Source organism: Companilactobacillus ginsenosidimutans, from assembly GCF_001050475.1.
Lineage (GTDB): Bacteria > Bacillota > Bacilli > Lactobacillales > Lactobacillaceae > Companilactobacillus > Companilactobacillus ginsenosidimutans.
On sequence record NZ_CP012034.1, the window covers coordinates 1,326,737 to 1,348,924 of the forward strand.

25 protein-coding genes are annotated in these 22,188 nt (G+C 36.5%); 7 read left to right on the forward strand and 18 right to left on the reverse strand.

The annotated features are described in order from the left end of the window. The first annotated feature begins 127 nt into the window (after positions 1-127). Both proB and ABM34_RS06885 read left to right on the forward strand, forming a co-directional pair. Positions 128-931 carry a glutamate 5-kinase gene (gene proB, locus ABM34_RS06880; protein ID WP_048704506.1) on the forward strand — a complete coding sequence of 268 codons (804 nt, stop codon included), beginning with the start codon at positions 128-130 and terminating at the stop codon, positions 929-931. An 18-nt stretch (positions 932-949) separates the two neighbouring features. Beyond that, a complete protein-coding gene (locus ABM34_RS06885) occupies positions 950-2,197 on the forward strand; it encodes a glutamate-5-semialdehyde dehydrogenase (RefSeq protein WP_048704508.1) in 1,248 nt (415 codons plus the stop codon). A 102-nt stretch (positions 2,198-2,299) separates the two neighbouring features. Here ABM34_RS06885 and ABM34_RS06890 read toward each other — a convergent pair whose 3' ends face one another. After that, positions 2,300-2,515, reverse strand: a complete 216-nt coding sequence (locus ABM34_RS06890; RefSeq protein ID WP_048704510.1) for a helix-turn-helix domain-containing protein — start codon at positions 2,513-2,515, stop codon at positions 2,300-2,302. A gap of 527 nt (positions 2,516-3,042) precedes the next feature. Continuing rightward, positions 3,043-3,165, reverse strand: a complete 123-nt coding sequence (locus ABM34_RS13490; RefSeq protein ID WP_257719933.1) for a hypothetical protein — start codon at positions 3,163-3,165, stop codon at positions 3,043-3,045. A gap of 501 nt (positions 3,166-3,666) precedes the next feature. Here ABM34_RS13490 and ABM34_RS13350 point away from each other — a divergent pair. Together ABM34_RS13350 and ABM34_RS06895 are read left to right on the forward strand one after the other, a co-directional pair. Then, positions 3,667-3,804 carry a putative metal homeostasis protein gene (locus tag ABM34_RS13350; protein WP_198141143.1) on the forward strand — a complete coding sequence of 46 codons (138 nt, stop codon included), beginning with the start codon at positions 3,667-3,669 and terminating at the stop codon, positions 3,802-3,804. A 27-nt stretch (positions 3,805-3,831) separates the two neighbouring features. Beyond that, entirely contained in the window at positions 3,832-4,701 is an 870-nt protein-coding gene (locus tag ABM34_RS06895; protein WP_048704512.1) for a metal ABC transporter solute-binding protein, Zn/Mn family, read from the forward strand. 303 nt (positions 4,702-5,004) lie between these two features. Here the strand turns inward: ABM34_RS06895 and ABM34_RS06900 are convergent, their stop codons facing one another. From ABM34_RS06900 to ABM34_RS06950, 11 genes are all read right to left on the reverse strand, one after another. Beyond that, positions 5,005-6,153 carry an EMC3/TMCO1 family protein gene (locus ABM34_RS06900; RefSeq protein WP_048704513.1) on the reverse strand — a complete coding sequence of 383 codons (1,149 nt, stop codon included), beginning with the start codon at positions 6,151-6,153 and terminating at the stop codon, positions 5,005-5,007. Beyond that, positions 6,140-6,766 carry an ATP-binding cassette domain-containing protein gene (locus ABM34_RS06905; protein ID WP_048704515.1) on the reverse strand — a complete coding sequence of 209 codons (627 nt, stop codon included), beginning with the start codon at positions 6,764-6,766 and terminating at the stop codon, positions 6,140-6,142. The genes ABM34_RS06900 and ABM34_RS06905 overlap by 14 nt, the downstream gene beginning before the upstream one ends. Positions 6,767-7,042: 276 nt before the next feature. Next, the gene (locus tag ABM34_RS06910; protein ID WP_048704517.1) at positions 7,043-7,489 is read right to left on the reverse strand and encodes a Fur family transcriptional regulator; all 447 of its coding nucleotides are present in this window, start codon (positions 7,487-7,489) and stop codon (positions 7,043-7,045) included. Between the two features lie 66 nt (positions 7,490-7,555). After that, positions 7,556-8,503 carry a D-2-hydroxyacid dehydrogenase gene (locus ABM34_RS06915; RefSeq protein ID WP_048704519.1) on the reverse strand — a complete coding sequence of 316 codons (948 nt, stop codon included), beginning with the start codon at positions 8,501-8,503 and terminating at the stop codon, positions 7,556-7,558. A 32-nt stretch (positions 8,504-8,535) separates the two neighbouring features. Continuing rightward, positions 8,536-9,279, reverse strand: coding sequence for an SDR family oxidoreductase (locus ABM34_RS06920; protein ID WP_048704520.1), 744 nt, complete (start codon positions 9,277-9,279; stop codon positions 8,536-8,538). Position 9,280: 1 nt separating this feature from the next. Further along, positions 9,281-9,697, reverse strand: a complete 417-nt coding sequence (locus ABM34_RS06925; RefSeq protein ID WP_048704522.1) for a cupin domain-containing protein — start codon at positions 9,695-9,697, stop codon at positions 9,281-9,283. A gap of 5 nt (positions 9,698-9,702) precedes the next feature. Next, entirely contained in the window at positions 9,703-10,023 is a 321-nt protein-coding gene (locus tag ABM34_RS06930; protein ID WP_048704524.1) for a carboxymuconolactone decarboxylase family protein, read from the reverse strand. Between the two features lie 124 nt (positions 10,024-10,147). Further along, positions 10,148-10,594 (reverse strand): MerR family transcriptional regulator, encoded by a 447-nt coding sequence (locus tag ABM34_RS06935; protein ID WP_157023238.1) that lies wholly within the window; start codon positions 10,592-10,594, stop codon positions 10,148-10,150. Positions 10,595-11,267: 673 nt separating this feature from the next. Further along, entirely contained in the window at positions 11,268-11,918 is a 651-nt protein-coding gene (locus ABM34_RS06940; protein WP_048704526.1) for a M57 family metalloprotease, read from the reverse strand. Positions 11,919-12,156: 238 nt separating this feature from the next. Next, positions 12,157-13,830: a subtype B tannase gene (locus ABM34_RS06945; RefSeq protein ID WP_053084453.1), complete on the reverse strand. Its 1,674-nt coding sequence runs from the start codon at positions 13,828-13,830 to the stop codon at positions 12,157-12,159. A 371-nt stretch (positions 13,831-14,201) separates the two neighbouring features. Next, positions 14,202-16,109, reverse strand: coding sequence for a M13 family metallopeptidase (locus ABM34_RS06950; RefSeq protein ID WP_048706424.1), 1,908 nt, complete (start codon positions 16,107-16,109; stop codon positions 14,202-14,204). A 218-nt stretch (positions 16,110-16,327) separates the two neighbouring features. Here ABM34_RS06950 and ABM34_RS06955 point away from each other — a divergent pair, with 218 nt between their 5' ends. Continuing rightward, positions 16,328-16,858, forward strand: coding sequence for a DUF1697 domain-containing protein (locus tag ABM34_RS06955; RefSeq protein ID WP_048704527.1), 531 nt, complete (start codon positions 16,328-16,330; stop codon positions 16,856-16,858). 296 nt (positions 16,859-17,154) lie between these two features. Here ABM34_RS06955 and ABM34_RS06960 read toward each other — a convergent pair whose 3' ends face one another. Then, entirely contained in the window at positions 17,155-17,475 is a 321-nt protein-coding gene (locus tag ABM34_RS06960; RefSeq protein ID WP_048704530.1) for a hypothetical protein, read from the reverse strand. Between the two features lie 473 nt (positions 17,476-17,948). Between ABM34_RS06960 and ABM34_RS06965 the strand changes: the two genes are divergently transcribed. After that, positions 17,949-18,494, forward strand: coding sequence for a hypothetical protein (locus ABM34_RS06965; RefSeq protein ID WP_048704532.1), 546 nt, complete (start codon positions 17,949-17,951; stop codon positions 18,492-18,494). 67 nt (positions 18,495-18,561) lie between these two features. Here the strand turns inward: ABM34_RS06965 and ABM34_RS13180 are convergent, their stop codons facing one another. After that, a complete protein-coding gene (locus tag ABM34_RS13180) occupies positions 18,562-18,702 on the reverse strand; it encodes a hypothetical protein (RefSeq protein WP_157023241.1) in 141 nt (46 codons plus the stop codon). Positions 18,703-18,719: 17 nt separating this feature from the next. Between ABM34_RS13180 and ABM34_RS06970 the strand changes: the two genes are divergently transcribed. Continuing rightward, complete coding sequence (locus ABM34_RS06970; protein WP_048704534.1) at positions 18,720-18,992, forward strand: hypothetical protein; 273 nt, start codon at positions 18,720-18,722, stop codon at positions 18,990-18,992. On the opposite strand, the gene ABM34_RS06975 is transcribed toward ABM34_RS06970, so the two are convergent. From ABM34_RS06975 to ABM34_RS06990, 3 genes are all read right to left on the reverse strand, one after another. After that, positions 18,989-19,453, reverse strand: coding sequence for a universal stress protein (locus ABM34_RS06975; RefSeq protein ID WP_048704536.1), 465 nt, complete (start codon positions 19,451-19,453; stop codon positions 18,989-18,991). The two genes, ABM34_RS06970 and ABM34_RS06975, sit on opposite strands and share 4 nt — an antisense overlap. A 15-nt stretch (positions 19,454-19,468) precedes the next feature. Next, positions 19,469-20,689 carry a carboxylate--amine ligase gene (locus tag ABM34_RS06980; RefSeq protein WP_048704538.1) on the reverse strand — a complete coding sequence of 407 codons (1,221 nt, stop codon included), beginning with the start codon at positions 20,687-20,689 and terminating at the stop codon, positions 19,469-19,471. A 644-nt stretch (positions 20,690-21,333) separates the two neighbouring features. Further along, a complete protein-coding gene (locus tag ABM34_RS06990) occupies positions 21,334-22,188 on the reverse strand; it encodes a DegV family protein (protein WP_048704542.1) in 855 nt (284 codons plus the stop codon).

Sequence of the window (22,188 nt, forward strand, 5' to 3'; positions counted from 1 at the left end):
ACGCGCAAATTGACAGTGAGAGCTACTGCATAAGTCGAACAACACTACGGACGCCTGACGGGCGCCACTCCGTATTGTTACGTCTTATGCTCCGCTCTCAGTGCCTGTCAATTTACGCTCTACGCTAATGCAAAATAAACGAGAACTTCACGCAGAACGAATTGTTATTAAAATTGGTACGAGTACTTTGATTCACAATAATAGTCAACCTAATATGCATGTTATTCAGAGTTTGGCTAATGTACTTAGCACTTTGAAGAAAGCTGGCAAGGAAGTTGTTTTGGTTTCTTCTGGTGCCATTGGAGTTGGTATGGGTGTTTTGGGATTGGATGAACGTCCATTCAAAATTTCTAAGCAACAAGCGGTTGCCGCTATTGGTCAAACCGAATTAATTCAGCTGTACAATCAAGCCTTGCAGAAAAATGATATGGTTGCTGCTCAAATTTTGATGACGAAAGATGTTATCAATTTCCCTGAAAGTCACACTAATGTGATGAATACTTTTCAGGAGTTACTTCAAGTTCCAAACGCCATTCCTATTATTAACGAAAACGATTCGATGACGGTGTCTGAAATGGATCATCATACTAAGTTTGGTGACAATGACCAACTTTCCGCCATAGTTTCCAATTTGATCAACGCTGACTTGCTGGTCATGCTTTCTGATATTGATGGATTTTATAATGGTAATCCCAAAAAGTCGGCAACTGTTAAATATGACACTGTTCATGCTATTGATGAGGAGATTATTGCGGCTGCTGGTGGACATGGAAGTAAATTTGGAACTGGTGGGATGACGACTAAGTTGAAGGCTGCCAAAATGATTTTGAAACATCATCAACAAATGATTTTAGCCGATGGTAAGGACCCTGATATTATTTTAAATATTTTAGCTGGGGAAAATATCGGTACACTTTTCTCTGACATTTAGGTATAGGAGTGAGTTATTATGACAAATTTGAATGAAATGGGCCAAAAGGCTCAAAAAGCTGAGTTTCAATTGAGTCAACTGGGGACGCTGGACAAGAACGCTGCCCTCCGCAAAATGGCTGACGACCTGGAAAAAAACGCCGCCACAATTTTGAACGCTAATGAAAAAGATTTAAAGGCCGCTCAAGAAAGTGACATGTCTAAAGCTATGCAAGATAGACTTTTACTCGATGCTGACCGAATTAAAGGGATGGCTGATGGACTTCGCTCAATTGCTGATCAAGAAGATCCTATTGGTAAAGTTGACCGTGGTTGGACAACCGAAGACAATCTGGACATTATCCAACAGCGTGTACCATTGGGTGTTATCGGAATTATTTTTGAAGCTCGCCCAAATGTTACTGTTGATGCTGCCGGATTGTGCTTTAAGTCCGGAAATGCTGCCTTTTTACGTGGAGGTAAAGAAGCAATTAACTCTAACATTGCCCTTTCCGATACTCTGCGTGCCTCATTGAAAGAATCAGGATTAGACGAAAATGCTGTTCAACTTTTGCATGATACTAGCCACGAAACTGCTCAAAGCATGATGGAATTAAGTGATTATCTTGATGTCTTGATTCCACGTGGTAGTGGGAAATTTATCAAGATGGTAGTTAACAAAGCTAAGGTTCCTATTATTGAAACTGGTGCTGGTAACTGTCACATATATGTTGACGAATCTGCTGATCAGGATAAAGCTTTGAAGATTATTATTAATGCAAAAGTGCAACGCCCTTCTGTCTGCAACGCAGCTGAAAAAGTTTTGGTCAATGAAAATATTGCTGAAGAATTTCTTCCAAAACTTGCTGAAGAATTGAAGAAGAATAAAGTTGAGATTCGTGGCGACGAGAAAACTAAATCGATTTTACCAGACGTAATTCCTGCCACAGAGGAAGATTGGTACACCGAGTATAACGACTACATTATCGGCATTAAAGTTGTCACAGGACTCGACGAAGCCATTGAGCACATAAATAAATACAACACTAAGCATAGCGAATCAATTATTACTGAAAACTATGCAAGCGCTCGTAAGTTTCAAAAGCAAATCGATGCAGCCGTCGTTTATGTAAATGCATCGACAAGATTTACCGATGGCGGAAAATTCGGTTTCGGTGCCGAAATTGGAATAAGTACTCAAAAATTACACGCACGTGGCCCTATGGGAGCTCACGAATTAACAACCACTAAGTATTTAGTTAATGGTAGCGGACAAATTAGAGAGTAAAAAAAAGAGATCAACTTTTAAGGTTGATCTCTTTTTTTGCAATACAAATATCCGTCTGAAAATTCTTATCCGAATACTTACATTGGATTGAATATTTAATTATTATTTGTGTTCACTCAGTTCAATAATCTCATCAAAAAAGGTGTGGACAGGAATCTCCAGCTTTTGGTTTAGCACGAATATCTCCTGCTGCGTAAAGCCTAAGCCTTTAATCTTACGATAAACGGTTGAAATTGAAACGTCTAACGCTTCCGCAATTGCTTTTTGTCTGATCTTATGAATAACAAGGTATGACACCAATCCAGAATTAGTCAACAATCTTATCACTCCGCTTTACTAATTTTTTGCGAACTTTTTTTTCCAATTATAAACTTGCCTTAATTATTGTATTATCAAGAAATCATTAGCTCAATACCTGTGTATAAATTACGTCAGATAAGATGTGCTAAGCGTATATTTGACTTGTTCACTGAAAATATCATCATTTTTTACAAATCCATTTTCACTAAATAAACATAAAATGAATAATTATTATATCAGAATTTGTATCTTCTAATTAAAATAGAAAGTCAGATATTTGTATTTGTTTATAAATCTCACAAGTTCATTATAAAAGGGAGAAAGTGAAAATTAAATAAATTCGACTTTGGGTCGCACCAAAGCCCGTGGTAGATTGATTACATATTTAGTTGATTTTTAAAACATTATTTATATAACAATTGAACATTGAGATTGTGACATTGCTATATAATACATGTTATACGTTATATAACGACGGCTCAAATGTCAATCGATAAATAAAATTTAGTACAAAAAAAGAGTAGCAAAGCTACTCTTCGGTCTTACTAACGAGGCATAGGTTTCAATGCCTTATCAATAAAGGGTTTCAATGGTTCTGGTCTACCTTGTGGTGCTGGTTGTGCAGCTTGTTGTACTGCATCGTGAAAATCATTTGGAAAATTATTCATCTCTGTATCCTCTTTCGTATGATCAATATGGTATTTCTGTTTTAGTTTTAAATTAGAAGCGTGTTACGTTGTCGAACAATTGTCCGACAGCATTTACATCGTTAGCAGCTGTGTGGAAGCCTGTTGAAATTCCTGCGCGTAATGAGTTTAAAATAATCATAATGAATCCTCCGTATAATATGTTTGTTTTAATAGATTTTGTTTAGGGTTAAATTAGAAACGTGTTACTTGATCAAAAAATTGACCTACAGCATTAACATCGTTAGCGACTGTGTGAATACCAGTTGAAAATCCGGCACGTACTGAGTTAAGAATAATCATATTAGCTACCTCCTTTATGTATTACATCTTCGCTTTTCCACCTTAAGGAAGGCTTAAATCATACTAACTTTTTAATTTTGTAATATTACAATCACGTCATCAAATAATAAATTTGTCTTTTAATTAAGTTCAGGTTATACTCTTAATCGTAACAATTACCATTTGGAAAAGAGGATTGCTATGAAAGAAAAATTAGATTTAGCTAGTGCTTACCGTCAAGCACACAGTACCAACATTAAAACTAGACGTCGCGCCCTGAAAATTATTAAAGAGGCAAAACAAAAACAAACATTAAAACAGGCAAAAGTGCTGAATTAACTTTTTTTAAGGGAGAGAAGTATCATTATGAAACGAAACAAGTACCTTTTAGGAATATTTATTTTGTCACTAGTCTTATTGGTTGGTTGTAGTAAAAACTCGACTGAGAAGACTATTTTGACCACTACTAACACTTACTATGAACCAGTGAAGAGTATTGTTGGTGACAAATATAAAGTTGAATCAATTATTAAATCCGTCAATGTTGATCCACACAGTTACACGCCAACATCTGACGTTTCTCAAAACGTAGCCAAAGCCCCCCTGATAGTTTCAAATGGATTAGGCTATGATGATTGGATCAACAAATTGGTTGAATCGAATAATAAACAAGACGACTTGCTCAGTCTTGGAAATGACGTGCTTCATTTAAAAAATGGATCTAACGAACATGTTTGGTTCAATGTCAGTTATATGAAAAAATTGGCAAAAATCTTTTACCAGCGAATTTCCGAAATGGATAATTTGAATAAGGATTATTATAAGAAAAATTACCAAGCTTACGATAAAAAATTAGATAAGCTGATTGATAAAGAAAATCAAATTAAAAAGATAGCTAATGGTAAGAAAGCTTATGTTACTGAGCCATTGCCCGACTACCTTTTGAAAGATTTAGGTGTTTCTGTTGAAGACAACCATTTCGCTAAGGCGATTGAAGATGGAAACGATCCTTCCATTAAGGATATTCGTGATATTCAGAATGGTTTGAAGAATCATGAGGTTGATTTTATTGTGGTTAATAAGCAGGTAAGTAGTGGGACGGTTGATAAGATTAAGACAACCGCAAAAGAAAATAATATCCCTATCGTTTACTTGACTGAAACGCTTCCTAGTGATGTTGGTTATTATAGTTGGATGAATGGTACTTTGGATGAGATTTTAGATGTTTTGAAGTAGGCTGGTTGCTGTCGTCTCCAGAGATGGGGAGAATTTTACTGGCTGTGCGGGACATCTCGTGCCATAGTACGGTCACGAGACTCGGTTTGAAGCCTTTCGAAGTTCACGAAAGTCTCCAAACTCGCCCGGTGGTGTAATATGGCTGAAGCCATAACACCACTTTCACCGCCTGTAAAATTTCCCCATCTCTTCCGACTAGTGTATTTATATCAATACTTGTTTCAATGTTTCATCATTTGGAATTTATCGATGAACTCAAAAAAGGTCAAACACTTTTAATTGTGTTTGGCCTTTTATTGGCTTTCAGTATTTTTTTAACTTTTGAGTTGTTAGTAACAAAATCACTAGAAGTATAATTGCCGAAATAACTAGACAATATATACCACTGGAATAACTAACGGAAAAATTACCTATCTGTTTCGAGAACTGTCCTGAGACTACACTTACACTATTGAAATATGTGGTTGGAAGATATTTTGATATTTTTTGAATTGGTTCAATAATCATGGATCCAACAATTAAACCACATATCAGTAACAAGTTTACAAATAACGTTGCTACTTTATTTCTAATCAAATAAGTAATTAGGTAAACGAGTTCAACCAAGATTATTATCGACAAAGCTGATAACAACATTGATTTGAAAAATACGATCTCTGTTCCTTGAAAATACATGTCGTTATTTGACTGCCATGATAAAAATGGATACTTCCAACTTGTACTTCCTCCAAGTGAAAAACCAATTAAGTATGAGATCAAGATGAACAAGAATAATGATGCGAGAGAAATAGTGGTTCCAAATAATGTCTCTATAAATAATTTCTTTCTTCTGGAAATTGGAATGAGATTCGTAATATCAATCTTATCAATATATGAGTCCGAGAAAATTTGACTCAGAATAAATATCAAGCATATTGTGAAGATTACAGGTACGATGTTTTGCAGTATCCATGTTGTAAAAGTAATAGATTTAGTCGGGTAATAATCAGAGTTTTTCTCAATGTTATTCACTTTTAAATATTGAAATCTCAGATTATCTCTTCTTATTGCTTGCCCTAACTCGCCGGATGAGCTTCCGCCTTGTGAATCTTTGTTGATCTCAAAATCTTTACTTGTTTGTAAAATATCAATATCATAGGCTTCTTGAAAATCATCATTTTTGATATCACTTAACTTTCTCTCGTTCTGATGTAACATTTCCTTTTGCTGTTTTAAATTACTCTGATCTATTTCTTTATGTTCATTATCTTTAATGGAGGATGCAGAATATTCAGCAATATTCTTCTTAGATAATTTTACTTCCCGTACAGCATCATTCTCATAACTATAAGTATTGGCGTTATTATTGTTGAAAAAGAAACAAGTACAAATTGTAAGAATCATAATAATCAAGGGAATAAGGTTAATTTTATTTTTAATAACTTTCTTGAACAAAAAATTAAAGTATGTCATTTTTATTCACCTCGATGCCTTCATGATTTATTTTCATAATATAGTCGCTATAATCATGAACGTCTTCTAAATAATGAGATGAAATGATAATTATTTTCCCAGACTGTTTTAAATTCAATAATTGTTGAAATAATAAGGCCCTGCTTTCTTCGTCCAAACCATTTGTTATTTCGTCCATGATTAATAATGTCGCATCACTCATAACGTACATTGAAAACAATACTTTTTGTTTCATACCCAATGAATATTTCCCAATGGGTTTTTTAATAAAACTTTCCATAGAGAAATATGTTATTAACTTTTCAATTGATTTTTCAGAGTTATACATTTTCTTTATGAATTTTAGATATTCCAATCCTGATAGATTTTTATCAAACCAATTTGAGGATTCGAAGTAAAAGATATCGTTCTTGCTATTTTTTATTTGGATATTATTCAATGTCACGTCTCCACCTTGAGATGGAATTAAATCTAAAATTGATCTAAAAAAAGTTGTCTTTCCTGAACCATTTGGTGCGACAAATCCGTAAATATTGCCTTCCTTAAATGAAAAATTGAAATCATTAATTAACCTAATTTCATGACCTATGTTTAATCCTTTAACTACTAGCATAAAAACACTCCCCTATAAAAAAATACAGGTGTTATGCACCTGCACTACTATTGATTTCAGTAACTTTTTAGAATAAACATTGTGTCGTCTTGTGTTTGAGTCCCCTCGCTTGTCAACACTCAGCATTTACAAATATATTAATTAACTTAAGTATAGTTGATAATAAACGTCGTGTAAACGTTTTCAATTCATATAATGATTAATTTCTAGCTTATTATATGATAATCGCAAGCACAAAAAAAGCTCAAGCACATTCTCGTGTTTGAGCATTTTTGTCTAAGCATTCATTTTTTCGGCACAGTCATCGCATAGCCCCATGACTTCATAGTGTTGTGACTCTATTTTGAAATTGGGTAGTATGCTTTGAACTGCATCTATTGATGGGGCTTCTAGTTCTACTACTCGACCACAATTTTCACAAATGAAGTGGCTGTGGTAGACGTTGTTGAAATCGCATTGATATTTGGCTCGTAGTCCATTGTTGAACATTCGGGTTTCTACTACGTGCAGTTCTTCTAGCATTTCAACATTACGGTAGACTGTTTCATAACTCATTCGGCTATATTCTTGACGAAGTTTATGATCAATCTCTGTTATTGGGACATAGTAATCCCGCTTGTTAAACAGGTAATCTAGCATGCTAGTTCGCTGTTTAGTAATACGTACATTGTCATTTTTTAAAAGTTCGATTGCTTCGTTATATGTTCCTTGCGTCTGAGTCATGTCACTAATCTCCTTATATATTACGAAAATTATACTACAAGTTAGTAATATTTACTATTTAGACGATTAGTAGCCACGCTTCAAGTCAACGACGTTCTCTGCAACTTCTCCATTTTCGAGTAACGATTTCAAATTCTTTTTGAAAATTTTAAATGCACGTTCGGCATAATGTTTGCTGCGACCGGCATTATGTGGTGTTACGATGACATTTTTCATATCCCAAAGTGGATTGTCAGCTGGCAATGGTTCCGGCTCGAACACGTCTAATGCTGCCCCGGCAATTTGTCCACTTTCAAGAGCATCTATTAAATCATTGGTATCTGTGGTTTTGCCACGGCCAATATTGATATAGATGCTATTTTTTTGCATTTTTTCAAACACTACTTTGTCAAAAATATTCACTGTATCCTTCGTATCAGGCAAAATGTTAACCACGAAATCAGCTTTTCCAACGGCTTCACTCAACTGATCCATCGACATCATTTCATCCATGTATTCAGTTGGCTTGGCCGTTCTTCTAATTCCAATTGTCGACATCCCTAGAGCCTTGCAGTATCTCCCAAGAATACTACCGATATTTCCGGCACCTACGATTAAAACTTTTTTTCCAAAAACTTCATCGTATGGTTCGTCAACATTCCAGTAATCATTATCTTGATCACGCATTGAAAGATGTAGCTTGCGAACAAACATCAGCATGTATGCCAAAGTTTGTTCAGCAATATTTATAGCATTTGCGCCAGATCCACTAGTTACAACGATATCTTCTTCGCGTAAATGATCCAGTGGAAGTGCGTCGACCCCGGCACGAATAGTTTGAATCCATTTCAAGTGACCATTAGCAACAGAGTGATCATTTAGGCGATTTGACCAGCCATAGATGACATCACTTTCCGTCAAATCTTCTTTTGAGGCCTCTTCTGGAGATTTCACCTCCAGGGAGATATCTTTCGACAACTCGAGAATTTCACTTTGTTGTTGTTCAGTAAGATCAATAAAACTTAAAATCTTCATTTTCCTGCCTCACGCTTTTAAATTTGGGCAGGTTATGCTTGTTTTGTTGGATAAATCGTAAACTCGTTAACATTAACTTCTTCAGGTTGGTCAATTGCAAAATTAACAACTCTGGCGATAGAAATTGGTGCAATTCCGACGGCATCATAAAGTTGATCCATGCCGTTTCTAGCATCCTTATCCGTAATTGTATTCAACAACTCTGTATTAATAGCTGCGGGGTACAAAGTTGAAGTACGAATGTTAGTACCCTCTTGGGCACTTTCTGTACGGATAACTTCCATCAAATTACGGACAGCAAATTTGGTTGCTCCATAAACTCCAGCTCCTGGAAAACTCTTAATTCCGGCAACTGATGAAGTAGTAATAATATGTCCGTGTTTTTGAGAAACAAAGTCAGGCATAACTGCTGCTACTCCATTTAATACACCTTTCAAATTAATGTCAATCATTTGGTCCCATTCGTCCGTATGCAAAGCACTAATTGGCGAAGTAGGCATAATTCCAGCGTTATTAAAAATTACGTCTAATCCACCAAATTCGTCTTTAGCAGTTTGAACTAGAGCTTTAACTTGTTCAGGAACAGTGACATCTGTCACGTGATAGGCTGCTTTCCCACCATCTTTTTTGATATCGTCAACAATCTCTTGGAGGCGACCTTCACGTCTAGCACCTAAAACAACTTTGGCACCCTTCGACGCTAAAAGTTTAGCAGTAGCTTCACCAATTCCTGATGATGCTCCTGTAATAACAACTACTTTATTTTCTACTGTCATTTTATTCTCCTAATTTGTCATATTCTTCATCTGTGACTTCTTCGAGCCATTCTGATTCACCTGATGTAATTGCAACATGACTGAACCAACTGTCTTTAGTAGCACCATGCCAGTGTTTTACACCTTCATGAATAACAACAACATCACCTTGTTTTAGTAATTGAGCTGGCTTACCAAATTCTTGATACCAGCCTTCGCCACCTGTTACCAATAGAATTTGATATCCGTTGTGGTGGATGTGCCAATTATTTCTACAACTTGGTTCAAAAGTTACATTTCCAACACCAAAATCGATGTTAGCTTCAGGACTAACAAGTCCCTTCAAATAACTTTGACCAATAAAATATTGAGCATAAGCGTCATTCTTGTCACCTACTGGAAAAACTCCGTTTGTTTTTAATTCTTCATTTTTAGCCATATTAATTAATCTTCCTTCCAAATTTCTTTAGCGCGGTTAAATGCTGACCAAGCCTTTGGCCATCCTGCATAAAATGCCAAGTGTGTAATTTCAGCTACGATTTCTTCTTTAGTAATTCCATTTTTCTTACCGATACGTAAATGTGCTTCAAGTTGTTCTGTATTACCTGCAGAAATAATACTTGCGATCGTAATCATTGAACGATCATGGGCAGAAAGCTCATTTTCTTTATCCCAAACTTGTCCAAATAATACATCATCATTTAGTTCAGCAAATTGGGGAGCAAAATCTCCAAGCATATCATGTCCAGCTGTTTGTTTTGCCATAATTATTTCTCCTTTTTGAATATCATTTTTTTGATTGACCTCAGTAAACACCTTAAAGTGCACTCGAAGTCAATGGATTTCTCGAAAAAAAAAGAACAAACTTTTTAAAAGTCTGTTCTGATACCTATTCAGCGTGATTCATATTTTTCAAATAAGTAGAGAATTCCTCACTATCTTTGATTTCTCCACTATCTTTTCCAGCATACCAATCAATTTTGTCATTTAAAATTGTCATACTGTGTTCTAAATCGTCCATTTTCTTTAAAAAGTCATTACGAACTTTCTTCAGTAAATCTAGACGTTTACCAATAGTTGAATCTCCTTCTGCACGCCATTCAACGTATTTTTTAAGTTGTTCAATTGACATTCCTGTACTCTTCAAATGTAAGAGGAATTTGATCCAATCAACATCTGAGTCAGTGTAATATCTCAAACCATTTTCTGAACGATGAGGTTTCACTAAGCCTTCTTTTTCATAATATCTAAGTGTTGGACTTGTTAGTCCAGTCATCTCGGCGAAGTCACCAATGCGGTAGTGTTTTTCTGTTTCTTTCATTGTCTCTGTAGTCATAATTATGTCTCTTTTCGTAATTTATCTGAAGTTAGCTTTAAGTCTAGCACAAATTTGATTAAATATAAATATTTATATTTACTATTAAAAAAAAGAGAGTAAGAAATATACTCTCTTCTGCTTTTATTTGATATTTTAACGGAAGCTAGTTACGTTGTCGAAAAATTGACCTACGGCAGCAATGTCATTTCCGGCTGTGCGGAAGCCTGTGGTAATGCCTGCTCTTAATGAGTTTAGAATGATCATAGATGATTCCTCCTTGAGTTGATGTGGTTATTATTGCTCTTCCACCTTAATTCAAGCTTAAATATAATTATTATTTGTGTTTAATTATTTTATAGATGTAATTATTTTTAGTTGGTTGTTCACTGCCGATTCCGGAATGAAATCGATTTTTGGGCTGGAACATGGCCAGCGCATTTGGAGCCTTTTCAAAGTACGAAAAGTCTTCAAACTGTGCTTTATTCTAAGCCGAGAAGTCCACTCGACTAAGAATAATTTGGCCATTTAGCCCAAATCGATTTCATTCCTCCATCTGTGATGGTCGTCATATTCTTTCTTGTGGGTTTGGATATATCCTGTATTTTATCTACTCGAATATGAAATTTGCTAAGTGCCAAAATAAAAAGAGTAGGTAGCAACCCACTCTATAAAAATATATTATCTACATTGATTACGCTGAAACCTTTGCGTTTGTACCATAAATCAATTTAAGTGCTTGATAATCACTGGCGCTCAATTTTGTTGTTGGATCAGTGCTTGATTGATAGTCACTTGTGTAATACATTATGGCGTTTTGATCTAGATAATTGTCATCTAGCCCTAGTGCGTGTCCCATTTCGTGCATGATTGTGTGCTGTACTGCTGCCTCGTCGTATTGTCCTGCACGTAGTCCTGAATCTAATGTGATTTGGGTTTTTAACAACTCTTTTACGTCGGGATTATCTGTTTCTGTATAGGCATTTAACGAGTCACCCCAGACGTCTGACTTTGGGCTGGTATTGCTTATCATAATGTCGGCCCCATATTTGTTAGTACCTTTATATGTTTTGATATTGACTAATTTAGTGGAATTCCATTGGTTCACTGAATATTGGATGGCTTTTCTTACTTGTGTCGATAGTCCAGAAGCTATCGAAATTGTGACATTTTGAGGGTCATCCAACTTGTAGATTACGTTTGAATCTTGTTTTGCTGATGCTTGAATTTTTGTTACTGTGGAACTTTGTGCTGCACTGGATGTTTGGGCTGGTGCTATTGATGTGGCGACTCCTAATAATGTTAGTACAGCTAAGCCCGATACAATTATTTTTCTTATTTTCATAAAAATTCTCCCTCTTAGAATTATTATCGTGTTTATTATAGTCCGAGTTTTTGAAGGTATTATTTGAATCGTAAATCAAAAAGAGTGAGGTTAAATTATCTCCCCACTCTTTCATAAACGCGTTTATTGGCATTGATAACTGCACATAAGCCAGACGAAGCTGCGGGGCGTTACGCGCCCTCTCTGCGTCGTCGTGTCTTATGCTCCGTTATCAGTTCATGCCAACAAACGCTCTGTTTTATTTCATAATCTTGTTTGACCATTTGAACATTTCATTCAAGTTGTAATCTCCAGCGTGGCCTTTATTCCATTCGAGGTGATAGTTTACATCTTTTCCGGAATTCTTTAGTTTTTGACTGAAGATTGTTGGTACGGCTATTGATGTGTTGGCGTCCATTTCACCGTATCTGATGTACCAGTGGCTTGCTGAATTGGCGTTATTTGTGCCGATGTAATCCATTGGATTCATCAAACTTACAACTGTTGAATCAGCAATTGCTGTCTTGTTTTTGGCAGTATTGTTGTCTTGACTGTATTTTGTAAAGTGTTTCTTGTTAACTGTAGCTGTACCCATTTCTTGATTCTCGGCGTTTGAAAGGTCGACACCATCAAATGCTGGTGCTGCTTTCATTCTACCGACTGCCTTGTTGTACTTAGTTAAGTTAACATCTGTGACTTTCTTGTTCTTGATTGTTAAGAATGGATATTTCTTTTCGGTGATATTCTTACCTTTATCAATGGCAGTTTGAGCTGAATTCTTAATCGTATCTTTGATTAGGTTATTGAATGATCCTGAACCATTACTGTTCATCTTGTAAACATTTCCGTCACTATCTTTAAGCTTCAAGCCATTCACATAGTCTGGGAATTCTTTCTTTAAATCATTGGAAATTGATTTTTGCTTAGAAGTTAATGTTGTTGGAGCTGGAGTTTCACCAGGCATGTGCATTCCATTCACATAACTGTTAATTCCATTAAATTGCCATTCGTAAGCTGAATCAGCATTTTCAAGGTTCATGATTGGACAGAATACAAATGATGCATAAATATTATCTGATGTATCTGCGGCACCGATTGCTTTCAAATATGGTGCGTAATCTTTGTTGTTACCACTGGCACCAAGTAATGCTGACATGGCACCACCGGCACTCGTTCCATCTGATAAGATGTGATTTTCATTACCTGGCAACTTCTTAGAATTTAGTTTCAAGTAACGAACTGCAGCTTTCAAGTCGACAATGGCTGCTGGTGCTTTACCTGTATATTTACCATCTGAGTTCTTGGTAGTTCTGCCACGAGCACCTGGAGCAGCAACGATATATCCTTCTGCAATGGCACGTTCACCAGCACCAGCAGGAGCACCACCAGTTGCATTAGTACCTGCACCACCAGCACCTGGGGCGGCTGGATTTGCGGCTATTGCTGTTGTTGATGCATCTGTGGTACTTGTTGAATCAGTTGATGTAGAACTTGTACCTAATGTTTGAGCTTCACCCGGCATGTATCCACCGATTGAATTTGGCATTAGGATTGGAGCAGTTTTCTTGGTAAACCCGTTAATTTTCTTACCTTGGAAGTAAGCAACTGGAATATAAATATTCATAGTTTGATATTTTTTATCAACTGGCTTACTTACATAAACGATGTTTTCATAAGCACGAACTTTAATCTTCTTGTTACCGGAAGTAACCGTCTTGATTGTGTACTTAGCCTTATCAAAATTTAAGCTAACATTCTTACCGGAATAAGATGTGCCTCCACGATAATAAGATTGAGATTTTTTGTAACTTGTTGAAGATAGATCTCCTGCCTTGATAGTTTTGCTGTCAGACGAACTCTTATTGCTCGAACATCCAGCAAGAACTAAGACAGCTAGAAACATAGTAAATAAAGCTATGGTAGTTTTTTTCACTTTTGTATCCCCCTTTTGTCACAAAAATCATAGCATAGTAATTTGGGGGATTGGGGTTGATGTTTGGTTTGTAATATTCCTGTTTTGTGCGGTTGTATTACATTTTGGAATAGAAAAAGGTCCACAACCGTTGGTGTTATTGAGCGGTTGTGGACCTTTTAGTTAGGTTTAGCGTTTTTTTGGGTGAAGCTGGAGTTAGGGGCGAGCGGTTCACTTTAGACATGCTATACGGTTGCCCCATTTATAGTTGAAACGCTAAAAATCACACTAAACACTGCACATAAGTCGCCCAGAGCTGCGGGGGGTGTTACGCACCCCACTCCACTATGGTCGTCTTATGCTCCGTGTTTAAGGGCGTGTGATTTTTGGCTCTACCAGATATTTACTCGTTTATCTGGCGCTAACCACATTCCATCTTTTTCTCCTACCTCGAACTCTTTGTAAAATTCGTCCATATTCTGTGCCATGACATTAGCACGTAATGGGCCTGGTGAATGTACGTCGGTTTTTAGTAGTAGTTCGTTGAATTCTTTGGTTGCTTTTAGGCGCCATACTCGTGCCCAGTTTATGAAGAACTCGTGTAGGTTTAAGTCGGATTCGGTTTTGGCTGCTTCTAGTGCACAGCGTAATCCACCGACGTCGGCTACGTTTTCACTTACTACTAGTTTTCCATTAACTTTTTCACCTGCATATGGAATGCCGTTGAATTCGTCGATCATCTTTTGTGTTAATTCTTTGAACTTGGCGTAATCATCGTCAGTCCACCAGTTGTTCATATTTCCATATTCATCGAATTGAGCACCATTATTGTCGAATGCATGAGAAATTTCATGTGCAATTACAGCACCGATTCCACCGTAGTTTTGGCTACTTGTTTGCTTCAAACTGTAAAATGGAATTTGCAAAATCGCTGCGGGGAAAGTGATGTCATTTCTTGATGGATCATAACAGGCGTTAACCATGTGGCCTGGCATTAGCCATTTTTCACGGTCAACTGGACGATGATAACTGTCCAACTCATCTTGTCTTGCAATGCGATCGAATCCCATCATATTTTCGTATAATGATGAATTCTCCTCAACATGATATCTTGAGTAAATAGCATCAATTTTGTCGGGATAACCAACTTTAATGGCAATCTTTTCTAGCTTAACAATAGCCTTTTTCTTGGTGTCTTCACCAAGCCAAGTGTTATCTGAAATACGTTGCTCATAGATAGAAATCATCTTTTTGACCATCTTTTGAACATCTGCTTTGGCTGCTGGGCCAAAGTATTTCTTACCGTAATAAGTTCCAACAACTTGACTGAAAACTCTTGAAGCCTTGTTGTAAGCGTACTTAGTTCTGTTTTGAAGCTCTTGTGCGCCACTTAAAGCTAATGAATATTCACCAATAGTTTGACGGAATTCTTCATCCAAATTAGATGCGTTGTCAGTCAAATATGTGACCATCATCCAAGCCTTAATGTCTTCAAAATTAGCATCATTAACTATTTTGTTGATATTGTCCAAATAACGAGGTTCCTCAATAATAACTTTTTCAGGAGTGTCGTTAATGAGTTCTGTAACTTGAGTTTTTAAGTCCAATTTATCAGTCTTAACCACATATTCACCAAACTGCATTGGGTTGTAAACCTTAGTGTAGTCAGCCCATTCTTCTTGACTCTTAACGATTGGAACGAGAATCTTGTCGAATGCTAAAGCTTTATCTACGATAGACTGAGCTTTGTCGAGGTCGTATCCAATCATCGAAAGCAACTTAACAGAGACTTCACTGAACTTCTTGAGCAAAGTCTCGCCGGACTCGTTGTCGTCCTCATAATAAGTTTTATCAGGTAAAATTAACCCTGCACCTTGAATATACACAATGTTAGTCGATGTATCCTTCATGTCAGCGTCAATTGAGACATCGATTGGAAGTGGATAATTGTCTTTTGACAAATCAACTAGGTGATCAGAGAGATCCTTTAAATCCTTCAAATCAGTAATACGTTGAATATATTTCAAAATTGGTTGTTGATGGAACTTGTTCAAGTGTTCAACATTATTTGCCAAACGATACAACTTGACTGCCTCAAGCAAAAGCTTGTCATCAACCTTATCTTCATGTGTAGCAAACTCGTGGAACTCGCTCATCATAGTCTTTTCGACATCCTCATCAAGGTCCATGAATCCACCAGTTCGAGGCTTGTCAGCAGGAATTTCAGCATGTTCTTGCCATTCACCATTAACTGCTAAATATAAATTATCTTTATAGCTGGCAGGCTTTGCATCGACCATATCGCCGGCACCACCTACTACTTTACGTGTAAACATTACTTCACCACCACTAATTATTTGACTTCTACTATATCACTAAAATATTTATAACAAAAAATAATGAACCGCAAAGCTCATTTTCTAAAAATATTGTTAAAACTAATTATACCAATCTTGAACACTTTGACTCAAATCGCGATTCGATATAATATCAAAGCAACACATTTGCGGGGGGAATTATGAAATATTTAGTATTGTTTAGAGGAATAAACGTCGGCGGACACAGCAGAGTCCCCATGCAAACATTGCGAGACGAGTTTACATCCGCTGGATACGAAGCCGTCCATACCTACATCAACAGTGGCAACCTCTTCATAACATCAGACCGACCTTTGGAAAAAGTTGAATCCCAAGTAACTGACATACTAGTGTCAAACTTCGACTTCCCAATCGACTTTCGAGTCCTATCCGAATCCGAATACAAAACAGACCTGGAGCAAGCACCAGAATGGTGGGGACAAGATAAAACATTGCGCCATAATGCCCTATTCAAATTGAATTCCTACGAGGCGAAATGGGACGAATGGCTACCAACAAAACTGACTGAGTACGATCAAGTAAAAATTACGCAAAACGCAATCTTTTGGACCTCAACTTTCAAAATAAATTACAGCAAATCTTTCTATTCAAAGCTACTAGGAACGGACTTTTACAAACAAACCAGTGCAAGAAACTTCAACACAACCACAAAATTAGCGACTCTATTCTAAATTACGCAAAAAGACACCCGAATTTTAAAGTGCCATACAATTGTTAGACATAATCTAACGAAAGTATGGTACTTTTTTTCTAAATTTGGTGTGGAGTTTAAAATGCGATTAATGAAAGAATGCAATACAGAAATAGCTAATATAAGATTTTCTGGAGCAATCGCAGGCAGAAAAAATAGCTTGCCCCCTGTTGAATACAGGGAACAAGCTATGGCTGTCAAAAACTAATATTAATTTGATTATGCTTTTTCATCATCTATTTACAAAGAACGATTAATTCTAATTGAATTGTTATTTTAATTAATTTCTTTATATATTTGAACAGAGTCAGTGGAACGAATATCCTCCACATCTGAAGTATCTATTGGATAACCTTCAAATAAGATTTTTCCTAACTTCATTGTTTTACCTCTTATATACAAATGAGAGCCAAGTTCTCCGAACAGTTCCACTTTCTTGGGTTTTTCTAAACAATCGTAAAATCCATTCTCTCCTTTTATCATCTGGTCCAAGTAAAATTGTTTACCATCAATTTTACATCTAACTAAATAATGAAAATGAGCAATTACTTTCAAGTTTGCAGGTTCAATCAATTGAATCATGTATGAATTGTGCATCTGTTTCACCTCAAGTATAATCTGTTGATTGTTGTTTTTAAGATAAAAACACTCAGTATTTCCGGTCTCGTGATAAATATCGTCTCATTATGCTTAGATTAACAAGTTTACGAAAATCGGATCCTCTGATTCATGGGGTTTGCCTTATTGTCTTCTTTTGTTGTTTCAATACCAACCTACTCCTTTAGTTGTAAATTGAGCAAGGATTATATTTTTCTCATCAATAAAACGGAATATAATTTCTATAATATTTTTTGTTTTTTTATTCAGTCTGTCTCTATTAATAATTAGATTTTGGGCATTAATATCTGTTTGTTTCTGACGACTAGCATTATGAATATATAAATAAAATATATTATTCAATTGTTTCGTAAGGCAAATAATCGCTTCAAATATGAAATGCTTATTTTTTTTTACTTTATTTTGTAATATTTGGTGTTAACTTTAAAGCATAAAAAGGGGGAATTAAAATAATGAAAAAAATGTATTTTTTACTTTTTACTTTGCTAATGACAACAGTTCTATTTACTGGGAACGTGGCCAGAGCTTCATCAACCACTGATACAAATGCTTATCCACATATACAAACAGTATTTAATCCAAACATATATCTCTACCAAAGTAAGTCGGATGATCCCAATGATAAAACAATATCTCAATCTACTATGAAAGTTACATTTACTAAACCATCAAAAAATGGATCAAGAATTTCCCAATGGGTTGGAGATTTGTTTTATAGACTTGATATCAGGGTAGAAAACAGACAAATTGTTTTTATATTCCATTCGAGTAATACAGATAATGCGTTGATGGATTATTTATGGAACTATCAAGTAGATGGAAGAAATGTTGGAGGAGATCGATTGTTAAATGTACCAAGTGTAGACGAACAATATTCGGTCAGAGCATCCAAAGGTTATCATGTAGTAGGTATAGATGGACAGGTCGTTCCTGCAGATCCAACCATGCATCTAACCCGTCCACATTTTAATATTTCACGCCCTGTAACAGTTTACTAATTTAGAATTAACAACTTATTTAAGAAGGTATGTATGAGTAAAGTGCCATACAATTGTTAGACATAATCTAACGAAAGTATGGTCTTTTTTTGTCTAAATTTAGAAAAACAGTATTATCATCAGCATGCAACAATTTCAAATCTTCTTCAGCAATCTCAAAACTACAAGACTTACCAAATTTAATCAACTTGACGCCATTCCTATCCAAGACAATACCTCCCAATTTTGACAAAAAAAGGAACCCATCAGGATTCCTTTAAAATAATTTATATAGCTAAGTGGAACAAAAACAAGAAGTATCCGAAAACCCAGTCGGAGGAGCTGGAAAAATTCTCCGGCAGTGAAAGTGCTGTTATGGCTTTAGCCATTAAAGCACCGGGCGAGTTTGAAGACTTTCGCGAACTTCGAAAGGCTCCAAACCGAGGGGCAAGACCTTGGCTTGCCCCGGTCCGCACAGCCGAAGAATTTTTTCCAGCTCCGCAGACGGCATCAGTTTAGCGAATCACAGAAACCGAAACCTTAGAATCATTGACAATACGAGCAGCTTGAGAACCAATAGTATTACGATTACGGTTCTTCTCCTCAACACCAACAATAACCAAGTCCGGTTCAAACTTAGGAATTACTTGTTCAACAATAACATGACCAGGATTACCTTCAGTAACCATCAAATGAATATCTTCCACACCATAAGTTTTTGCCTTCTCACCGTATGTTTCAAGAAGTTCCTTGATCTCATTACGGCGTTCTGACAAGGTATCCTTATCAAGTGATTGGAAAATGTTCAAGTCACCTGTTTCCAAAACAGATACAATTCCTAATTTGGCATTGTAGTGTTTCGCAAGTGAACAGGCATAGTTAAAGGCATTCTTCGATGAAACGAAGTCGTCTGAATCAACACAAATAAGTATCCTATCGTATTCAATCTTTGTGACCTTGTATCCCTTTAATTCATCCATTGTACAGCCTCCTAATTATTTGAAATCTCGTCCCTTGTTAGCTTCGAAGTATGTGTCAAAACGTTTTACATAGTTATGGAACATATAAGTTAGTAGCAACCAACGCTTGAAAGAACGGTCTTTGTCGTAGAAAACGGTTGTGCCGACTCTATCTTGTTTAATAAGATCTTCAGCATAATGACTAGCTTCGTTATCAGCAGCATACTTGCGGAACACTTTAACAGGCACGCCTAACCAAAGCTTGTGTTGTGCTTTATTCTTATTTGCATAAACGGTTGGTTCATTTTCTAGGCTATTTTCAATATAATCTTCCACTACATATTTAGCAAGGTTATAGCCATTCAAGGTAACGAAGAAGCTACTTCTACCCATACGTAGATTGATTTCAAAGAATTTGAACGTGTTGTCACGCGAGTCAAATTTCATATCGAAGTTAGCATATCCAGTAAATTTGATGTCTTCGAGGAATTTTTGAACCAAGTCATAAACATCTTGGTTAAATTCAGGCACGATGGCAACGTAATTACCAATAGCTTGTGGAGTTGGATCCTCCAAAATTGGGTGACCAAGACACATCATTTTCACATGATGCTCCTTATCAACATAGGCATTTAACACACGCATGTTAGAGTCATCCCCAGGAATAAAGTCTTGTAAAATCAAATCTGACGTATAACCGTTGTCATAAATTTTACCAACAATATCCTTGAACTCAGCATCAGAATGGATCGTAAAAGCCTTCTTGCGGCCTTCAAAATGAATATCTAACCATTCCACACTATTAGCTGGCTTCAAAGCAACTGGGTAGTCATAAGGCACTTTGATTTCGTCGTGATCCTCATACATTGCTTTTGTAACAATTGTTGTAAGTGGATGTGGCAATTTGTGCTCGTCGGCAACTTTATAAAAGCTTTCCTTGTTGTTCAATGATTTTAACAAGTCATAGTCGACATATGGGCAAATAAATGTCTTTGATAATTCTTCCTTGTGCTTACTGATGAGTTCGGCATAACCGTCCCCACAGCCAATCAAGATAACTGGTTCTTCATGTTTTTCATATTTTTTAGCAATTTCACGCATTTTTTCGATAAAAACTGGGTCTTCAGCAAAACCGGAAAAAAGTGTTAGATTTAGTATTTTAGTATAACGGGTAGGTGCCAATTGGGCTTCAGCATAGGCTTGTACGGTTTCCCCATATTGGTCATGGAAAGCACGGGCCATTCCGTATACGTTCATATCACTACCTAAAAGGACAGGTGTGAATTTCTTTCCTGATTCAGTTTCGATAGGTATCAGCCTCTCACTATAATTCTCTTATTTTATTTATTTACAATCACGTTTGATTATACCATATTTGGTTTTTGGTTTATTTTTGTATAGTTGTGGGTAGAATTGTATTTTTATTGGTTTAATTATATTTTGGTGGAGGTTGGCTGCCGTTCTCCGGTGAAGTTCGGCGGGGGCTGGAACGCTGTGACCCGATTTTAGTAGGAACGTACGAGCTAAAGCTCGTGCGCAACAGTCATATAGTTGGCTACGCCAACGAACAACCAAGGATGCCGCGGCTGAGCCCCCGGCGAACTTCACCTGCGAATTGGGTTTCAAATACAATTCCTTTTTTTGTTTGGGCCGGTGGTTCACTGTTTTATTGCAATACTTTTACTACTTTGATTGTGCATTATTGCCTACTTGCACTACATTGAGTTAGATATTCAGTTCAAAACCGTTTCATGATCACTCTGGGATTGCTCTTATATTCTTGGGTGGTTAATGCCATGGTTAGGTGCTTTTATTCATGCAAAAATGACCTCTTCCTTTTTAATTGGACGGGGTCATTTTTATTGTTTTCTTAACTTTTTCTTGTTACTTTCTTTACTCTTTTAATCCATTGGAACTACGGCTACTCCGACTAGTCCTGGTCCTGTGTGGACTCCTAATGCTGGTCCTACTTTGCTGAAGAATTCCTTGGTTCCGTGTATTCCGTGTTCTTCTAGTGTTGCTAACATTTGTCCACCGGCTTTTTCATCTGCACCATGTGCTACTGCTAGATAATAATTCTGACAGTCTCCGATATCTTCAGATATCTTTTCGCGCATGATTTTTTGTCCTCTTTTCATTCCTCGGGCTTTTCCGATGGCGGTATAGATGCCTTCTTCATTGCAAGTTATGATTGGGGCTAGTTTTAGGACGCCTCCTACCATTGATGATACTCGACCGATTCTTCCTCCGGCTCTTAGGTAGGTTAATGTTGGGATGCAGAAGTAGCCTCTTGCGTTTAAACAGGCTTTTTCTACTCCAGTTACTACTTCTTCAAAAGTTTTCTCTTTATCTATTAGATCCTTTGCCACTACTGCTATTAAGCCAGCAGTTATGGCTACTTGTTTCGTATCGAAGGATTTATAAGTGAACCGATCATCGTCCTCTAAAAAGGTGTTTAGAAAATTGAAGGTTCCACTTAGGTTTGATGAGATAGAAATTGAGATTATTTTTGTGTATCCATCAACAAATGCTTCGTCCAGAGTCCGTTGAATGCTGTCTCCGGAAGGTAACGATGTCTTTGGTATCTCCGTGGGTAGGTTATCATAAACTTCTTCTGGAGTTATATTTACCCTATCTAAGTAGTTTCTATCTTTATAAATAATTTGCATTGGTAATTCGTATACGCCGGGTTTGTTCAAATATTCCTCAGGAATATCACAACATGAGTCGACGAATACCGCGATTCTTTCAGTCAT